This is a genomic window from Microbulbifer mixtoriginis (SeqCode) (assembly GCF_052467945.1).
This window is the reverse complement of the sequence record NZ_CP174328.1, coordinates 4,008,243-4,023,187: the sequence shown is the minus strand read 5'-3', so window position 1 is coordinate 4,023,187 and position 14,945 is coordinate 4,008,243. Positions and strand designations below refer to the sequence as shown.

Genomic DNA, 14,945 nt, shown 5'->3' with positions numbered 1-14,945 from the left:
CATGCCGGATAGGAATTGAAGGCGTAGCCGAGACGCCCCTCGCGATATTGTGTGCAAGGGGCGCCCGGCTAGAGTGCTGAAATTAGTTCAGCACTTTCTCGACGGTTTCCACCACATTTTCCACGGTGAAACCGAAGTGGTGCATCAGCTCGCCGCCGGGGGCGGACTCACCGAAGCTGCTCATGCCGATAATGGCGCCGTCAAAGCCGACGAACTTATACCAGTAATCCTGGTGGCTGGCCTCTACGGCCACGCGTGCGCGCACGGCGGAGGGTAGTACCGATTCGCGGTAGGACTCGTCCTGCTCCATAAAGGCTTCGGCGCAGGGCATGGAGACCACACGCACCTTCTTGCCCGCGAGCTTTTCTTGGGCGGCCATGGCCAGCTCCACCTCAGAGCCGGTGGCGATAATGATCGCTTCCGGGGTGCCGTCGCAGTCGGACAGTACATAGCCGCCCTTCTCTACCTGGGCCAGCTGTGCGGCATTGCGCGGTTGCGGCGCCAGGCCCTGACGGCTGAACACCAGGGTGCTGGGGCCATTTTTACGTGCGATAGCCATTTTCCAGCTCACTGCGGATTCGGTGGCATCGCAGGGGCGCCAGGTGTGTAGATTGGGGGTAGAGCGCAAAGCACTCAGCTGCTCAACCGGCTGATGAGTGGGTCCATCTTCACCAAGGCCAATGGAGTCGTGGGTGTAGACAAAGATCACGCGCTGCTTCATCAGTGCGGCCATGCGCACGGCGTTGCGGGCGTATTCCATAAACATCAGGAAAGTGGCGCCATAGGGGACGAAACCGCCGTGCAGGGCGATGCCGTTCATCATGGCGCTCATGCCGAACTCACGCACGCCGTAGTAGACGTAGTTGCCGGAGGCATCTTCGGCACTGACGCCCTTGGAGCCGGACCAGATGGTGAGGTTGGAGCCAGCCAGGTCGGCGGAACCACCGAGGAATTCAGGCAGCAGCGGACCGTAGGCGTTCAGTGCATTCTGGCTCGCCTTGCGCGAGGCGATTTTCTGCGCATCGTCCTGGCACTGCTGAATATAGTCATCGGCCTTTGCAAAAAAGTCTGCGGGCAGTTCGCCGCGCATACGGCGCTCGAATTCGGCAGCCAGCTCGGGGAACTCTTCGCGGTAGTCGGCGAAAATGTCTTTCCACTCGTCTTCCTGGGCTTCACCCTTGGGTTTGGCGTCCCAGTCGGCATAGATCTCCGCGGGGATTTCGAAGGGGGCGTGGGCCCAGCCGAGGGTTTCGCGTACCAGGGAGATTTCATCGTCACCCAGAGGTGCGCCATGGCATTCTTCGCGGCCCTGCTTGTTGGGGGAGCCGAAGCCGATCACGGTTTTACAACAAATAATGGTTGGCTTATCGCTGTTCGCGCGGGCCTCTTCGATGGCGGCTTTAATGGCGGTGGCGTCGTGGCCATCCACATTGGGGATTACGTGCCAGCCATAGGATTCAAAGCGCTTGGGCGTGTCGTCGGTAAACCAGCCTTCTACTTCTCCGTCGATGGAAATGCCGTTGTCGTCATAAAAGGCGATTAGTTTGCCCAGGCCCAGGGTGCCGGCCAGGGAGCAGGCCTCGTGGGAAACACCTTCCATCAAACAGCCGTCACCCATAAATACATAGGTGTGGTGGTCGACCAGCTCGTAACCCGGACGGTTGAACTGTGCTGCCAATACTTTTTCAGCCAATGCCATACCAACGGCATTGGTAATACCCTGGCCGAGAGGGCCGGTAGTGGTTTCTACGCCTGGCGCATAACCGTACTCCGGGTGGCCCGGGGTTTTGGAATGCATCTGGCGGAAATTTTTCAGCTCTTCGATCGGCAGGTCGTAACCGGACAGGTGCAGCAGCGAGTACAGCAGCATGGAGCCGTGGCCGTTGGAGAGCACAAAGCGGTCGCGGTCGGCCCACTCGGGGTTGGCTGGATTGTGCTTCAGGTAGTCATTCCACAGCACTTCGGCGATATCCGCCATACCCATAGGCGCACCGGGGTGGCCGCTGTTGGCTTTCTGGACGGCGTCCATAGACAGGGCGCGAATAGCATTGGCCTTGTCTGTGCGAGAGGGAGTAGAAGACATAGGAAGAACTCTCTGATTTTCGGATGGCCGCGGGGTGCTCTACAGGCGCTTCCCGCAGCGACAAAATGGGGGCGTATTTTCCCGTAAAGGTGCGTCTCACGCAAAGGCTTGCGGAGGGAAATTGCTATTAAGTGAAGCAACAATTGCCCTGGCTTATGTGCAGATGGTGGCCATAAGCACCTACATCAAAATAATTTTATAAAGCTATATCAAAGTTCTTTGATATAGGATGGTGTGCCTGATAGACTCATCCGCATGTCTGAAATCCAGCCCATTTCTCAATCCGGCACCGGCGCGGAAATTCCCCAACTGGCGGCGACCCTAAAAGCTGCGGGGGATCCCCTGCGCCTGGAGATTTTGCGCCTGCTTAGCCAGGACTCATACAGCGTGCTGGAACTCTGCCGAATTTTTGATCTGCGCCAACCGGCCCTGAGTCACCACCTAAAGGTGCTTGCCCAAGCGGGGTTGGTGAGCAAGCGCCGCGAGGGTAACAACCTCTTTTACCGGCGCACAGGCAGCACACCGCTGCTCGCTCAGCTGTTCGCCAACCTGGACCAGTTGCCGCTATCAGACGCGCGGGCTCAATCGGTGGCGCGTATCTCGGAGGAGCGCGCCGAAGCCTCGCGTCGCTTCTTTGCGGACTACGGCAATCGTTTTCGCGAGCAGCAGGAGTTGATCGCCAGTTACAGCGTGTATGGACCGCAGGTGGCACAGCTGCTCAACTCTGGCCGCCATGCCCTGGAGGTGGGGCCCGGCGAGGGGGAGTTCCTACAGGAGTTATCCCTGCGTTTTGCCACAGTCACTGCGCTGGATCTGTCCTCGGCTATGTTGGAGCGTGCCCAGGCATTCGCCGATGAGCAGGGCCTGGCCAATATCGAATTTGTCTGTGGTGACACCCGTGCTGCAGCGGCACGCCCAGCCAGTGCGGACAGCATTGTGGTGAATATGGTATTGCACCACACCCCCGACCCCGCACAGATTTTCCAGGACTTACAAGGCGCGCTGAAAAGTGGTGGTCAGTTACTGGTGGCAGAGCTACAGGAGCACGGTCAGGACTGGGCGCGGGAAGCCTGCGGTGATCTATGGCTGGGATTTGCCCCCGAACAGCTGAGCCAGTGGGCACAAACTGCCGGTTTAAGGGACGGCCGCAGTGTCTACAGTGCCCTGCGCAATGGCTTTCAGATTCAGATCAGAGAATTTGTAAAACCCTGACAACTGCAGTCGATTGTCAGGCCCAGAATTTTGCTAACCGCCCGCGGCGGAACACATGGAGACTCTCACATGAGTGAATACAAACTGTTTACCTCGGAATCCGTGTCTGAAGGGCACCCGGATAAAATCGCCGACCAGATTTCCGACGCGGTATTGGATGCTCTGTTGGCTCGTGACAAGCAGGCGCGTGTTGCCTGTGAAACTCTGGTAAAGACCGGTATCGCGGTTATTGCCGGGGAAATCTCCACCTCCGCCTGGGTTGACCTGGAGGAATTGGTGCGCAAGGTGATTACCGATATCGGCTACACCTCCTCCGATGTGGGTTACGACGGGGAAACCTGTGGTGTGATCAACGTTATCGGCAAGCAATCTCTGGATATTGCCCAGGGTGTCGACCGCGCCAAGCCGGAAGATCAGGGTGCTGGCGACCAGGGCCTGATGTTTGGCTACGCCACCAATGAAACACCGACTTTTATGCCGGCGCCTATCTATTATTCCCACCGCTTGGTAGAGCGTCAGGCTGAGGCGCGTAAGTCCGGCCTGCTGCCCTGGTTGCGCCCGGATGCCAAGAGCCAGCTTACTTTCCGCTACGACGACCAGGGCCGTCCCTGCGCTATCGATGCGGTGGTGCTCTCCACCCAGCACAATCCCGATGTGAGCCAGGCCGACCTGCGCGATGCGGTGATGGAGCTGATCGTACACCACACCCTGCCGACAGAGTGGCTACACAAGGACACCAAATTCCATATTAACCCCACCGGTAATTTTGTGATTGGCGGCCCCGTCGGTGACTGTGGCCTGACCGGGCGCAAAATTATCGTGGATACCTACGGCGGTTCTGCGCGCCATGGCGGCGGTGCCTTCTCCGGTAAGGACCCGTCCAAAGTGGACCGCTCTGCGGCCTATGCCGGTCGCTATGTGGCCAAGAATATTGTCGCCGCAGGCCTGGCCAAGCGCTGTGAAATTCAGGTCTCCTATGCCATCGGCGTTGCCGAGCCTACCTCGGTTGCCATCAATACCTTTGGCACAGGCGTGGTTTCCGAAGAGAAACTGGTGGAGCTGGTGCGCGAGAATTTCGATCTGCGCCCCTATGCCATTTCAAAATCCCTCGATCTGCTGCACCCCATGTATCAGCTGACTGCAGCCTACGGCCACTTTGGTCGCGATCCCTTTACCCACACCTATAACTGGGTGGATGGCAACGGCCAAGCGCGCAGTGAAACTTTCACCGCCTTCCCTTGGGAGAAGACTGATAAAGTCGATGCGCTGCGTGCGCAGGCGGGTCTGTAATCTACTGGATAAACGCGGCTCCATAGCGTGAGTCACTATCAGGAGGCGCTGCGGCGCCTCAGTGAGTGAAAAGAACATTACTGGAACTCAAAAGAATGAATCAAATGAGCACTGAATTTAAAGATTTTAAGATCGCGGATATTTCACTGGCCGAGTGGGGCCGCCGTGAAATCGAAATTGCCGAAGGTGAAATGCCGGCGCTGATGACCCTGCGGGAGAAATACCGCGCGGAACAGCCTCTCGCCGGTGCGCGTATTATGGGCTGTATCCATATGACCATTCAGACCGCAGTACTGATTGAAACCCTGGTTGCCCTGGGTGCTGAAGTGCGCTGGTCTTCCTGTAATATTTTCTCCACTCAGGACCACGCTGCTGCCGCTATCGCCGCACGCGGAATTCCTGTGTTTGCCTGGAAGGGTGAAACCGAGGAAGAGTACGAGTGGTGTTTAGAGCGTACCGTGGGTGCCGATGTTGCCGGCTGGCAGCCGAATATGATTCTCGACGACGGTGGTGACCTCACCGAACTGCTGCACCGTAAATACCCCGCCGTCCTGAACAATTGCCACGGTATTAGTGAAGAAACCACCACCGGCGTACATCGCCTGCAGGACATGTTGCGTGAAGGCACCCTTAGAGTTCCGGCGATCAACGTCAACGACGCCGTAACCAAGAGCAAAAATGACAACAAATACGGTTGTCGTCACAGCCTGAACGATGCAATCAAGCGCGCCACTGATCACCTGCTGGCGGGTAAGAAAGCGCTGGTTATCGGTTACGGTGATGTGGGTAAAGGCTCCGCCGCTTCGCTGCGCCAGGAAGGTATGATCGTAAAGGTTTCTGAAGTGGATCCCATCTGTGCCATGCAGGCCTGTATGGATGGTTTCGAGCTGGTTTCTCCCTACATTAATGGTATTAACACCGGCACCGCCGAAGGCATTAATAAAGAGCTGCTGGCCAATACTGACCTGATTGTCACCACCACCGGCAATGCCAATGTCTGCGATAAGCATATGCTGGCGGCACTGAAGAGCGGCGCTGTAGTTTCCAATATTGGCCACTTCGATAATGAAATCGATACCGCCTTTATGCGTGAGAACTGGGAATGGCAAGAAGTGAAGCCCCAGGTGCATAAAATAGTGCGCAATAGCGAAACCAATGATCACCTGCTGTTGTTGTCCGAAGGCCGTTTGGTAAACCTGGGCAACGCCACTGGTCACCCCAGCCGTATTATGGATGGGTCATTTGCCAACCAGGTTCTCGCGCAAATTCACCTGTTTGAAGAGAAGTTTGCCGACTTGGCCTCCGATCAAAAAGTGTCTGCACTCTATGTCAAGGTACTGCCCAAGCACCTCGATGAGGAAGTCGCGCGCTATATGGTGGAAGGTTTTGATGGAGTAATTACCCGTATGACCGAGGAGCAGGCCAAATACATTGGTGTTTCTGTCGACGGTCCATATAAGCCCGAAAGCTATAAATATTAATACCCTCATAAAAGATGCCGGCTGTGCCGGCATCTGAATTTCGGAGGGCCTGGAAAATATAATGAAAAATCCCATTCGCATCAGTTTCGAATTTTTCCCACCCAAAACCCCCGAAGGCCGCGTTAAGCTGTATAAAACCCGCGAGGCTTTACAGGCGTTTAATCCCGAATTCTTTTCAGTTACCTATGGTGCCGGTGGTACCACACGTGAAACTACCGCCAATATTGTTACCAATATGCGCAAAGATGGTATTTCCATCGCGCCGCACCTGTCATTTGGTGGAGACAATGAAGAGATCATTCTCGGATTATTAGATATATATAAAGAGGCCGGTGTAAATCGTATTGTGGCCCTGCGCGGGGATATGCCCTCTGGAATGGGTGCGGTGGCGCAACTGGTCTACGCGAATGAGTTGGTGGCTTTTATTCGCCGCCATACTGACGATCATTTCCACCTGGAAGTTGCCGCCTATCCGGAAATTCATCCGGAGTCCAACAGTTATGATGATGATATACGCTATTTAAAAGGAAAGTTTGAGGCGGGAGCGAATAGCGCCCTGACTCAATACTTCTATAACCCGGATTCATATTTTTATTTCATAGATCAGTGTGAGAAAGCCGGTATCGATGCACCGATCTATCCGGGGATTATGCCAATTATTAACTTCGATAATTTAGTGCGTTTTTCGCGTAACTGCGGCGCAGAGATTCCGCGCTGGCTGAAAAAACGTATGGAAAGTTATCGCGACCCCGATGATATCCGTAAGCTGGGTCTCGAAGTAGTTACCGACCTGTGTGAAACCTTATTGGAGGGGGGCGCACCAGGATTGCATTTTTATACGATGAATCAGATTGGTGCCTCAGAGAGTATTTTAAAGGACCTGGGCCTTGAGGCTCGCTAGTCCTCCTTGATATTTTATAGTGCCACCGGGTGTGGGCATTAGTATTTAGCAGGTTGTAAGAGTTAAATAATGCGTAAATATTGCCCACCAACCGAGCCTTTTTCATCGGTCATTTATCAGGATTCCTCCTTTCTAATTTTAAATAAACCCAGCGGTCTCCTCAGTGTGCCTGGCAGAGACCCGGCCCATAAAGATAGTCTGGCAAGCAGGGTACAAAAAAAATACCCGGAAGCACTGATAGTGCACCGCCTGGATATGGATACTTCGGGCCTGTTGGTAATGGCGCGGAGCCCGGAAGTTCACCGCAAACTCAGCACACTCTTTCAAAATCGCAAGGTCGATAAAACCTATATTGCCAGAGTGTGGGGGATACCTACTGCAGACTCAGGTGAGGTGGATCTGCCTCTGATTTGTGACTGGCCAAACAGGCCAAAACAAAAAGTGGATCATGAGGTGGGTAAGCCCTCTCTCACGCGTTGGGAAAAAATATCTAGTACAGCAGACAGCAGCTTACTGCGCCTCTTGCCGGTTACAGGCCGTTCCCATCAGCTGCGGGTGCATATGCAGGCGATCGGACACCCGATATTGGGTGATCCATTCTATGCACACTCAGAAGCCCTAGCTGCGGCCCCGAGATTATTATTGCATGCCAGTGCTTTGGAATTTGTGCATCCGGAGACGCAAGAGCGCCTGAGTATTACCAGTGAATTACCAGAGGCTTTCTCAGCTGAATAATCGTTAATGCTAGTTTTACAACCGGCTTTGATTTTTCATTAAATAAAAAAAGGCGATCTGGTGATCGCCCTTTTTTTGTTGGTCCGCCGTATTATTTTTTATTCTTCATTGCCGCCATTAACAGATCGCCCATGCTGCCACGGCTATTCCCTTGGCTGCCCTTTTGCTGCCGATTGCCCTGCTGCTTGTTATAGCGCTGGGCCTGGCGGTTTTCACGCTGGTCGCCTTTGTTGATACCGCCGCTGCCCTGCTCGCCGGGCTCGTCGGATAGGCGCATGGAAAGACCGATGCGCTTGCGTGCGACATCCACTTCCATCACTTTCACTTTGACGATATCGCCGGCTTTAACCACCTCGTGGGGATCTTTCACGAACTTTTCTGAAAGCGCGGAGATATGGACCAGTCCGTCCTGGTGCACGCCGATATCCACAAACGCACCGAAGTTGGTGACGTTGGTAACAGTGCCTTCCAACACCATGGCCGGGCGCAGGTCTTTGATTTCCTCAACGCCCTCTTCGAAGCGCGCAGTACGGAATTCAGGGCGTGGGTCGCGGCCGGGTTTTTCCAGCTCGGCGATGATATCGGTAACGGTGGGCACACCGAATTTTTCATCGGTGTAATCTGCCGGGTTGAGGCGGCGCAGGAAGGCGGAGTCGCCGATCAGGCTGTTGATCTCGCGGTCGTTTTTCTCGGCGATGCGTTTCACCACGATATAGGATTCGGGGTGTACCCCGGATTTATCCAGCGGGTTTTCACCGTTATTAATTCGCAGGAAGCCGGCGGCTTGCTCAAAGGCTTTGGGCCCCAGGCGCGGTACTTCCATCAGCTGTTTGCGGTTTTTAAAGGCGCCGTGTTGATCGCGGTAGCTGACGATATTGCTGGCGATGGAGGCAGTCAGGCCGGAAACCTTGGCCAACAGTGGCGCTGAGGCAGAGTTCAATTCGGCACCGACACCGTTTACACAGTCCTCTACTACAGCGTCGAGGGAACGCGCCAGCTGAGTCTGTGAAACGTCATGCTGATACTGGCCGACACCAATGGATTTAGGCTCGATTTTTACCAGCTCAGCCAGCGGGTCTTGCAGGCGACGGGCAATAGAGATGGCGCCACGGATGGTGACATCCAGATCGGGAAATTCCCGCGCGGCGAATTCGGAAGCGGAGTACACGGAGGCGCCTGCCTCGTTTACCACCACCTTTTGCGCATTTAATTTGTATTGCTTAATGGTCTCACCGACAAATTTATCGGTCTCGCGACTGGCTGTGCCGTTGCCGATCGCGATCAAGCCTACATTGTATTTATTACACAGGGCGGCAATAACCGCGGCGGATTCCTGATGACGGTTTTGCGGCGGATTGGGGAAGATGGCGGTGTGGTCCAGTATTTTGCCGGTGGCATCTACCACTGCAACTTTCACACCGGTACGCAGTCCCGGGTCCAGGCCGATAGTGGCCTTGTGTCCGGCAGGTGCGGCTAACAGCAGATCTTTGAGATTGCGGGAGAAGACCTTGATGGCTTCCTCTTCCGCTTTCTCGCGCAGCTCACCCAACAGGTCAGTTTCCAACGCGGTAAGCAGCTTGATACGCCAGGTCCAGCGCACCACTTCGCCGAGCCATTTGTCCGCCGGGCGGCCTTCGTCGCTGATATCGAAATGCCGAGCGATCATAGATTCACAGGGATGGCTGGCGGTGGCTGGAGTACCTTCCTCTTCTGGTAATCCAACACTGATGGCGAGGATGCCCTCGTTGCGGCCGCGGAAAATCGCCAGGGCGCGGTGGGATGGCACCTTGGACCAGTCCTCGGCGTATTCGAAATAGTCGCGGAATTTGGCTCCCTCTTCCTCTTTGCCGTCGAGCAGCTTGGATTTAACCTGGCCATCGCGCTTGAGGAAGTCTCGCAGTTTACCCAGCAGTTCGGCATCTTCGGCAAAGCGTTCCATCAGGATAAATTTGGCCCCGTCGAGGGCGGCCTTGATGTCTTTTACCTGTAAGGAGGCGTCTTCATGATCGGTGTTGAGGTATTGCTGCGCTTCTGCGGCGGGATCGAGGGATGGATCGTTAATCAGGGCGTCGGCGAGAGGTTCGAGGCCCGCTTCGATGGCGATCTGCCCTTTGGTACGACGTTTGGGTTTGTAGGGCAGGTAGAGATCTTCGAGGCGGTTCTTGGTGTCGGCACCGTTGATTTGCTGCGCTAATTCTGCGGTGAGTTTGCCCTGTTCATCAATACTCTTGAGGATGGCTGCGCGGCGCTCTTCCAGTTCGCGCAGGTAGCGCAGGCGCTCTTCCAGTGTGCGCAGTTGGGTGTCGTCTAAAGCTCCCGTTACTTCTTTCCGGTAGCGGGCAATAAAGGGCACCGTGGCGCCTTCGTCCAGCAGGGATACTGCGGCAGTTACCTGTTGGGAGCGTACGTTGAGTTCTTCTGCGATGCGAGCGTTGATATCCAGCATTTGATGTCTATATCCGTTTTCCGGGGGTTCGTACCTTAAGGAGCGGCGTTTGACCGGGAAATAGCCTATCGGTTTCCTTGGCTTTGCGCGGCCCGTTGTCTCTCCTGCAACGGTAAATTGGGGCGGGCATTATGCGTTACCAGGGGCTAGCGAGGAAGGTTTGCGATAAAGCACAAACTCCTGCGGCGACCTGCATCCGAATCGACTCTTATCTGCGTCGAACTCCAGTAGAATGCGCGCTAATTAAAATTTGACCAGTATCGGTCACAGAATGGGGTAGAGGGTGCCTGTGAAAGTGTCGAGCAAGAACAAGCTTTTATTTACCGTTTTGGCTATCGGGGCGGCCGCCATTACTGCGGTGGTGTTATTGAAGCCCAAGCCGGAAGAAAAACCACCGGAGGTGGTGGTACCGCCGGTGGCGGATGTCCTGTATGCGGAGCCGGGGCGCCAGACTTTGTTGGTACCGAGCCAGGGCACCGTGCATGCTCGCCATGAAATTGAGGTGGTGGCCCGTGTCGGCGGTGTGATTGAAGGTGTGGGCGAGGCCTTTGTGCCCGGCGGCTTCTTTGCCGAGGGGGAATCATTGCTGCAGCTCGAGCAAGCCGACTACATCTATAAAGTGACACGTGCCGAATCACAGCTGGCCGATGCCAAGTCCGCCCTGGCTCAAGAGCAGGGTCGCGCCAAGCAGGCCAAGCGCGAGTGGCGCAATCTGGGCAGCGAAGCTGCCAACGCCCTGTTTCTGCGCAAGCCACACCTTGAAGCCGCCGAGGCCGCAGTGGCCGCCGCGCGAGCGGATCGCGACCAAGCCAAACTCGATCTGGCGCGCACCGCAGTGAAAACGCCGTTTGCCGGGCGCGTGGTGGAGACTTATGTCGATCTGGGCCAGTACATCACCCCCGGTACGCCTCTGGCAAAAATCCACAGCACCGGCATCGCCGAAGTGCGCCTGCCTCTGACCGATCAACAGCTGGCACTGCTCGATCTGCCTCTGGGTAAATCCTTCGAACATGGCCCCGAAGTACGTCTGCGGGCGATGGTAGCTGGGCTTGAGCGCGAGTGGCGTGCCCAGCTGGTGCGCACCGAAGCCAGCATCGATACCAATAGCCGCTTTATTTATGCCGTGGCTCAGGTACAGAACCCTTATGAGGGCGCTGTTCCCCTGATGAATGGCCTGTTTGTGGAAGCCGATATTGCCGGTCGCACTCTGGACGGCATAGTGGTTTTGCCGCGCCAGGCTCTGCACGAGGGCGATCACCTGCTGGTGTTGGATGAAGAGAGCAAGCTGGTTTTTAAAACTGTGGAGCTATTGCAGAGCATCGGCGAGCAGGTGTGGCTGCGCGGTGATATCGCCGTTGGTGATCGCGTCGTGGTGTCCAGTCTGGGATACTCCCGCGAGGGCATGGCACTTACCGCTAATCCTCTCAACGAGAAGCCTGCCGGTCTGATCGATAGCGTTAAGAGCGATGCCGAAGCCGATTCAAGTACCTCCGGTGAGACCGCAGCCACGAATAGCGCTGCCCACGGAGGCCACTGATGAACGGCATTATTTCCTGGTTTACGCGCAACAGTAAGGCCGCCAACCTGTTGATGATTATGATTATCATCGGCGGCTTCTTCGGAATCAGTGGGATTGATCGCGAGGTCTTTCCAGCGATTCAGCCCGGTATTGTCGAGGTGGAAATATCCTACCCCGGTGCCGGCCCGGCGGAAGTCGAGCAGCAGGTGACCGTGCGTGTAGAGGAGGCTATCTCTGAGGTGAAGGGCATCAAGGAGGTGAACTCCGCCTCTCGCCGCAGCCACTCCTCTATCGAAGTTCAAGCGGTGGATGGCTACGATGAGCTGCGTCTGCTCAACGATATCAAGGTGCAGGTGGATAGTATTAACACCTTCCCCGAGGGTATCGAGCGCCCGGTGATTCGCCTGCAGGAGTGGGATACTCAGCTGATGATGATCGCCATTGGCGGTCCGGTTTCCGAGCGTCAACTCAAGGAGACCGCGCTGGACCTGCGCGACAAACTCACCCTGATTCCCGGTGTGCGGCGTGTGGATATCTGGGGCGAGCGTCCGGATGAGCTGTCCATCGAGGTTTCCGAGCTGGACCTGCGCCGCTACAACCTGAGCTTCAACGATGTGGCCAACGCGGTGCGCCGCTCCTCCCTTGATTTGCCCGCGGGTATGGTGCGTTCGGATCGCGGTGATATCCAGGTGCAGACCCGTGGTCAGGCCTATACCGCCGAGGACTTCGAGCGTATTCCGGTAGTCAGCCGTGCCGATGGCTCTGTACTGCTGCTGCGTGATGTGGCCACCGTGCGCGATGGCTTCGAGGAGTACAACAACGTCATTCTCTTTAACGGCAATCCGGCTATGAACCTGCGTGTGGTTCAGGGCGAGCCGCTGGATGTGGTGGCCACTGCCGAGCGCATCAAGGCGTTTATGGCGGAGGCGCGCACCCAGTTGCCGCCGGGTATGGAGTTCGACGTCTGGTTCGACTTCTCCAAGGCTTTTGAAGGCCGCATGAACCTGTTGACCACCAACGCCTTAAGCGGCTTCGCCATGGTCTTTATCATGCTGATGCTGTTCCTGCGCCCGGCGCTGGCGATGTGGGTAACGGTGGGCATTATTGTGGCCTTCCTCGGTGCTTTCTGGTTGCTGCCGATTACCGGGGTCAGCCTGAATATGCTGTCGCTGTTCGCCTTCCTGCTGATTCTCGGGATTGTGGTGGACGATGCGATTATTGTGGGGGAAGCCGTGCATGCGGCCCACGATCGCGGTGTTACCGGTCTGGCCGCCGCAGAAGAGGGCGTGAAGCAGGTCTCCGCGCCGGTGATCTTCGCCGTGACCTCCACCATGGTGTTCTTTATCCCCATGCTGTTCCTGCCCGGTTATACCGCGCAGATGATGTTGGCACTGCCGGTGGTGGTGCTCTTGTGTCTGGTGTTCTCCCTGGTGGAGTCTCTGCTGATTCTGCCGGCGCACTTGGTGGGCATGAAACCAGAGCAACCCGCCAAGTCCGCCCTGGGTATCAAGTTGCAAAAGCTGCGTGGCCGCTTCGCCGGGGCCATGAAGACCGCCGGTGACAAGTACTACTTGCCGCTGCTCAAGAAGTCCCTTGGCAACAGCCGCACCACGGTGATGGTCTTTTTCATGGCGCTGGTACTTTCCATCAGTGTCTTTACCAGTGGTTATGTGGGTTCTTCCTTCTCGCCACAGGTACCGTCGGATCTGTTGGAATTGCGTGCCAGCATGGCCGATGGCGAGCCTTTTCATGAGGCCGAGCGCGTGATGAACCAGGTGCTGGAGGCCGCAGATAAGCTCGCTACCGATGAGGAGATGCTGAAGCTCAACGACGGCGAGCCCTTCGTAATGAACTCCATGGTGTTCAACTGGCGAGGCAACATCTTTGTGATCTTGCAGCTCACCGACGGAGAGATGCGTGATGTGACTTCCAAAACCCTGTCGTTGCGCTGGCGCGAGCTGATCGGTGAAATGCCGGCCAGTGTTGAAGACCTCAATATTGATGCCACTATCAACGATGGAGGCAACGGTATGAGCTTGAACCTGAGCACCGCTTCGGGGGATATGGACGAATTGCGCGCTGCCGCCGATGCGGTGAAGAAGAAGATGAACAGCTATGCCGGTGTTTACGATGTGCGTGACAATCTCACCAGTGCGCGTCGCGATATCGAAATTCAGCTGAAGCCCCACGCCACCACCATGGGTATCAACCTGGCGGATGTGGCCAGGCAGGTGCGCCAGGGTTTCTATGGCGAAGAGGTACAGCGTATTCCCCGCGGTCGCGAGGACGTTAGGGTGATGGTGCGCTACCCGCAGGAAGAGCGCGCCAGCGAAGAGCAGATGGACCGCGTGCGTATTCGTACGGCGGAGGGAGAAGTGCCCTTCTCTGCGGTGGCCGATGCGGTCTATGTGCCCGGTTACACCACCATCCGCCGCAACAACCGCGAGCGCACCGTGCGCGTGTTTGCCGAGTTGACGCCGAACACCTCCACTGCGCAGGAAATTCTCAAGGATATGCGCGAGACTCTGGTGCCTGAGCTGGAGCGCCAGTTCCCCGGTTTCTCCCTGAGAACTGCCGGTGAAATGCAGGAGGAGGAAGAGTTCAACGGTGCGATCCTGGCGTTCTTCGTGCTGTCTCTGTTCGCCATTTACGCCCTGCTGGCTATCGCTTTCCGCTCTTACTCGCAGCCGCTGTTGATCCTCACCGCAGTACCGTTCGGCTTCTTTGGCGCGGTAGTAGGCCACCTGTTGATGGGCCACGATATCAGCATCATGTCCATGCTCGGCTTCCTCGCCGCAGCGGGGGTTGTGGTGAACGATAACCTGGTATTGATGGATCGCATCAACCAGCTGCGCGCCCAGGGCTGGGCGGTGATGGATGCGGTGGTACAGGCGGGTCGCGATCGTTTCCGCCCGATTATCCTCACCTCTATCACTACCTTCATCGGGTTGGTGCCGATCATGTTCGAGCGCTCTATTCAGGCGCAGTTCCTGATTCCCATGGTGATCAGCCTCGCCTTTGGCGTCCTGTTTGCCACCGCGGTAACCCTGGTACTGGTGCCGAACCTGTACAAGGTGATCGAAGTGCTGCGTCCGAAAGGCAAGCGCCAGGAGCAAACTGACACTCCGGTGTCTCTGGAAACTGCCTGATCGCGATTTTCACGCCGGGCAATGGTGGGGGGGGGTTCCGCCATTGCCTGGTCTGTGCATTAGTGCCTAAACTACCCGCCTGCAAAATGCCGACATCTCTGTCGGCTTTTTTATAGTGCTTTACAGGAT

At 56.3% G+C, this 14,945-nt stretch carries 9 protein-coding genes; 7 read left to right on the top strand and 2 right to left on the bottom strand.

Annotation, left to right across the window (positions count from 1 at the left end; translation table 11 throughout):
• Positions 1–82: 82 nt before the first annotated feature.
• Entirely contained in the window at positions 83–2,083 is a 2,001-nt protein-coding gene (gene tkt / locus ACJJIJ_RS17410) for a transketolase (protein ID WP_444938012.1), read from the bottom strand.
• Between the two features lie 234 nt (positions 2,084–2,317).
• Between tkt and ACJJIJ_RS17405 the strand changes: the two genes are divergently transcribed.
• From ACJJIJ_RS17405 to ACJJIJ_RS17385, 5 genes are all read left to right on the top strand, one after another.
• Entirely contained in the window at positions 2,318–3,295 is a 978-nt protein-coding gene (locus tag ACJJIJ_RS17405) for a metalloregulator ArsR/SmtB family transcription factor (protein ID WP_444938011.1), read from the top strand.
• A 69-nt stretch (positions 3,296–3,364) separates the two neighbouring features.
• On the top strand, positions 3,365–4,585 hold the full coding sequence (gene metK / locus ACJJIJ_RS17400; RefSeq protein ID WP_252083816.1) for a methionine adenosyltransferase: 1,221 nt from the start codon (positions 3,365–3,367) through the stop codon (positions 4,583–4,585).
• Positions 4,586–4,680: 95 nt separating this feature from the next.
• On the top strand, positions 4,681–6,066 hold the full coding sequence (ahcY, locus tag ACJJIJ_RS17395) for an adenosylhomocysteinase (RefSeq protein ID WP_252083815.1): 1,386 nt from the start codon (positions 4,681–4,683) through the stop codon (positions 6,064–6,066).
• A gap of 61 nt (positions 6,067–6,127) precedes the next feature.
• Complete coding sequence (metF, locus tag ACJJIJ_RS17390) at positions 6,128–6,967, top strand: methylenetetrahydrofolate reductase [NAD(P)H] (protein ID WP_444889067.1); 840 nt, start codon at positions 6,128–6,130, stop codon at positions 6,965–6,967.
• A 69-nt stretch (positions 6,968–7,036) separates the two neighbouring features.
• The gene (locus ACJJIJ_RS17385; RefSeq protein WP_444938010.1) at positions 7,037–7,702 is read left to right on the top strand and encodes an RluA family pseudouridine synthase; all 666 of its coding nucleotides are present in this window, start codon (positions 7,037–7,039) and stop codon (positions 7,700–7,702) included.
• Between the two features lie 91 nt (positions 7,703–7,793).
• Here ACJJIJ_RS17385 and ACJJIJ_RS17380 read toward each other — a convergent pair whose 3' ends face one another.
• Complete coding sequence (locus tag ACJJIJ_RS17380) at positions 7,794–10,148, bottom strand: Tex family protein (RefSeq protein ID WP_252083812.1); 2,355 nt, start codon at positions 10,146–10,148, stop codon at positions 7,794–7,796.
• A gap of 289 nt (positions 10,149–10,437) precedes the next feature.
• On the opposite strand from ACJJIJ_RS17380, the gene ACJJIJ_RS17375 reads away from it, so the two are divergent.
• Positions 10,438–11,685 carry an efflux RND transporter periplasmic adaptor subunit gene (locus tag ACJJIJ_RS17375; RefSeq protein ID WP_444938009.1) on the top strand — a complete coding sequence of 416 codons (1,248 nt, stop codon included), beginning with the start codon at positions 10,438–10,440 and terminating at the stop codon, positions 11,683–11,685.
• Complete coding sequence (locus ACJJIJ_RS17370) at positions 11,685–14,816, top strand: efflux RND transporter permease subunit (protein ID WP_444938008.1); 3,132 nt, start codon at positions 11,685–11,687, stop codon at positions 14,814–14,816. Before ACJJIJ_RS17375 ends, ACJJIJ_RS17370 begins: the two co-directional genes overlap by 1 nt.
• The last annotated feature ends 129 nt before the right edge of the window (positions 14,817–14,945 follow it).

Excerpts from the sequence above, each read along its gene's own strand:
- tkt (WP_444938012.1), bottom strand. The coding sequence starts at position 2,083 with ATGTCTTCTACTCCCTCTCGCACAGACAAGGCCAATGCTATTCGCGCC.
- metK (WP_252083816.1), top strand. The coding sequence starts at position 3,365 with ATGAGTGAATACAAACTGTTTACCTCGGAATCCGTGTCTGAAGGGCAC.
- ahcY (WP_252083815.1), top strand. The coding sequence starts at position 4,681 with ATGAATCAAATGAGCACTGAATTTAAAGATTTTAAGATCGCGGATATT.
- metF (WP_444889067.1), top strand. The coding sequence starts at position 6,128 with ATGAAAAATCCCATTCGCATCAGTTTCGAATTTTTCCCACCCAAAACC.
- ACJJIJ_RS17385 (WP_444938010.1), top strand. The coding sequence starts at position 7,037 with ATGCGTAAATATTGCCCACCAACCGAGCCTTTTTCATCGGTCATTTAT.
- ACJJIJ_RS17380 (WP_252083812.1), bottom strand. The coding sequence starts at position 10,148 with ATGCTGGATATCAACGCTCGCATCGCAGAAGAACTCAACGTACGCTCC.
- ACJJIJ_RS17370 (WP_444938008.1), top strand. The coding sequence starts at position 11,685 with ATGAACGGCATTATTTCCTGGTTTACGCGCAACAGTAAGGCCGCCAAC.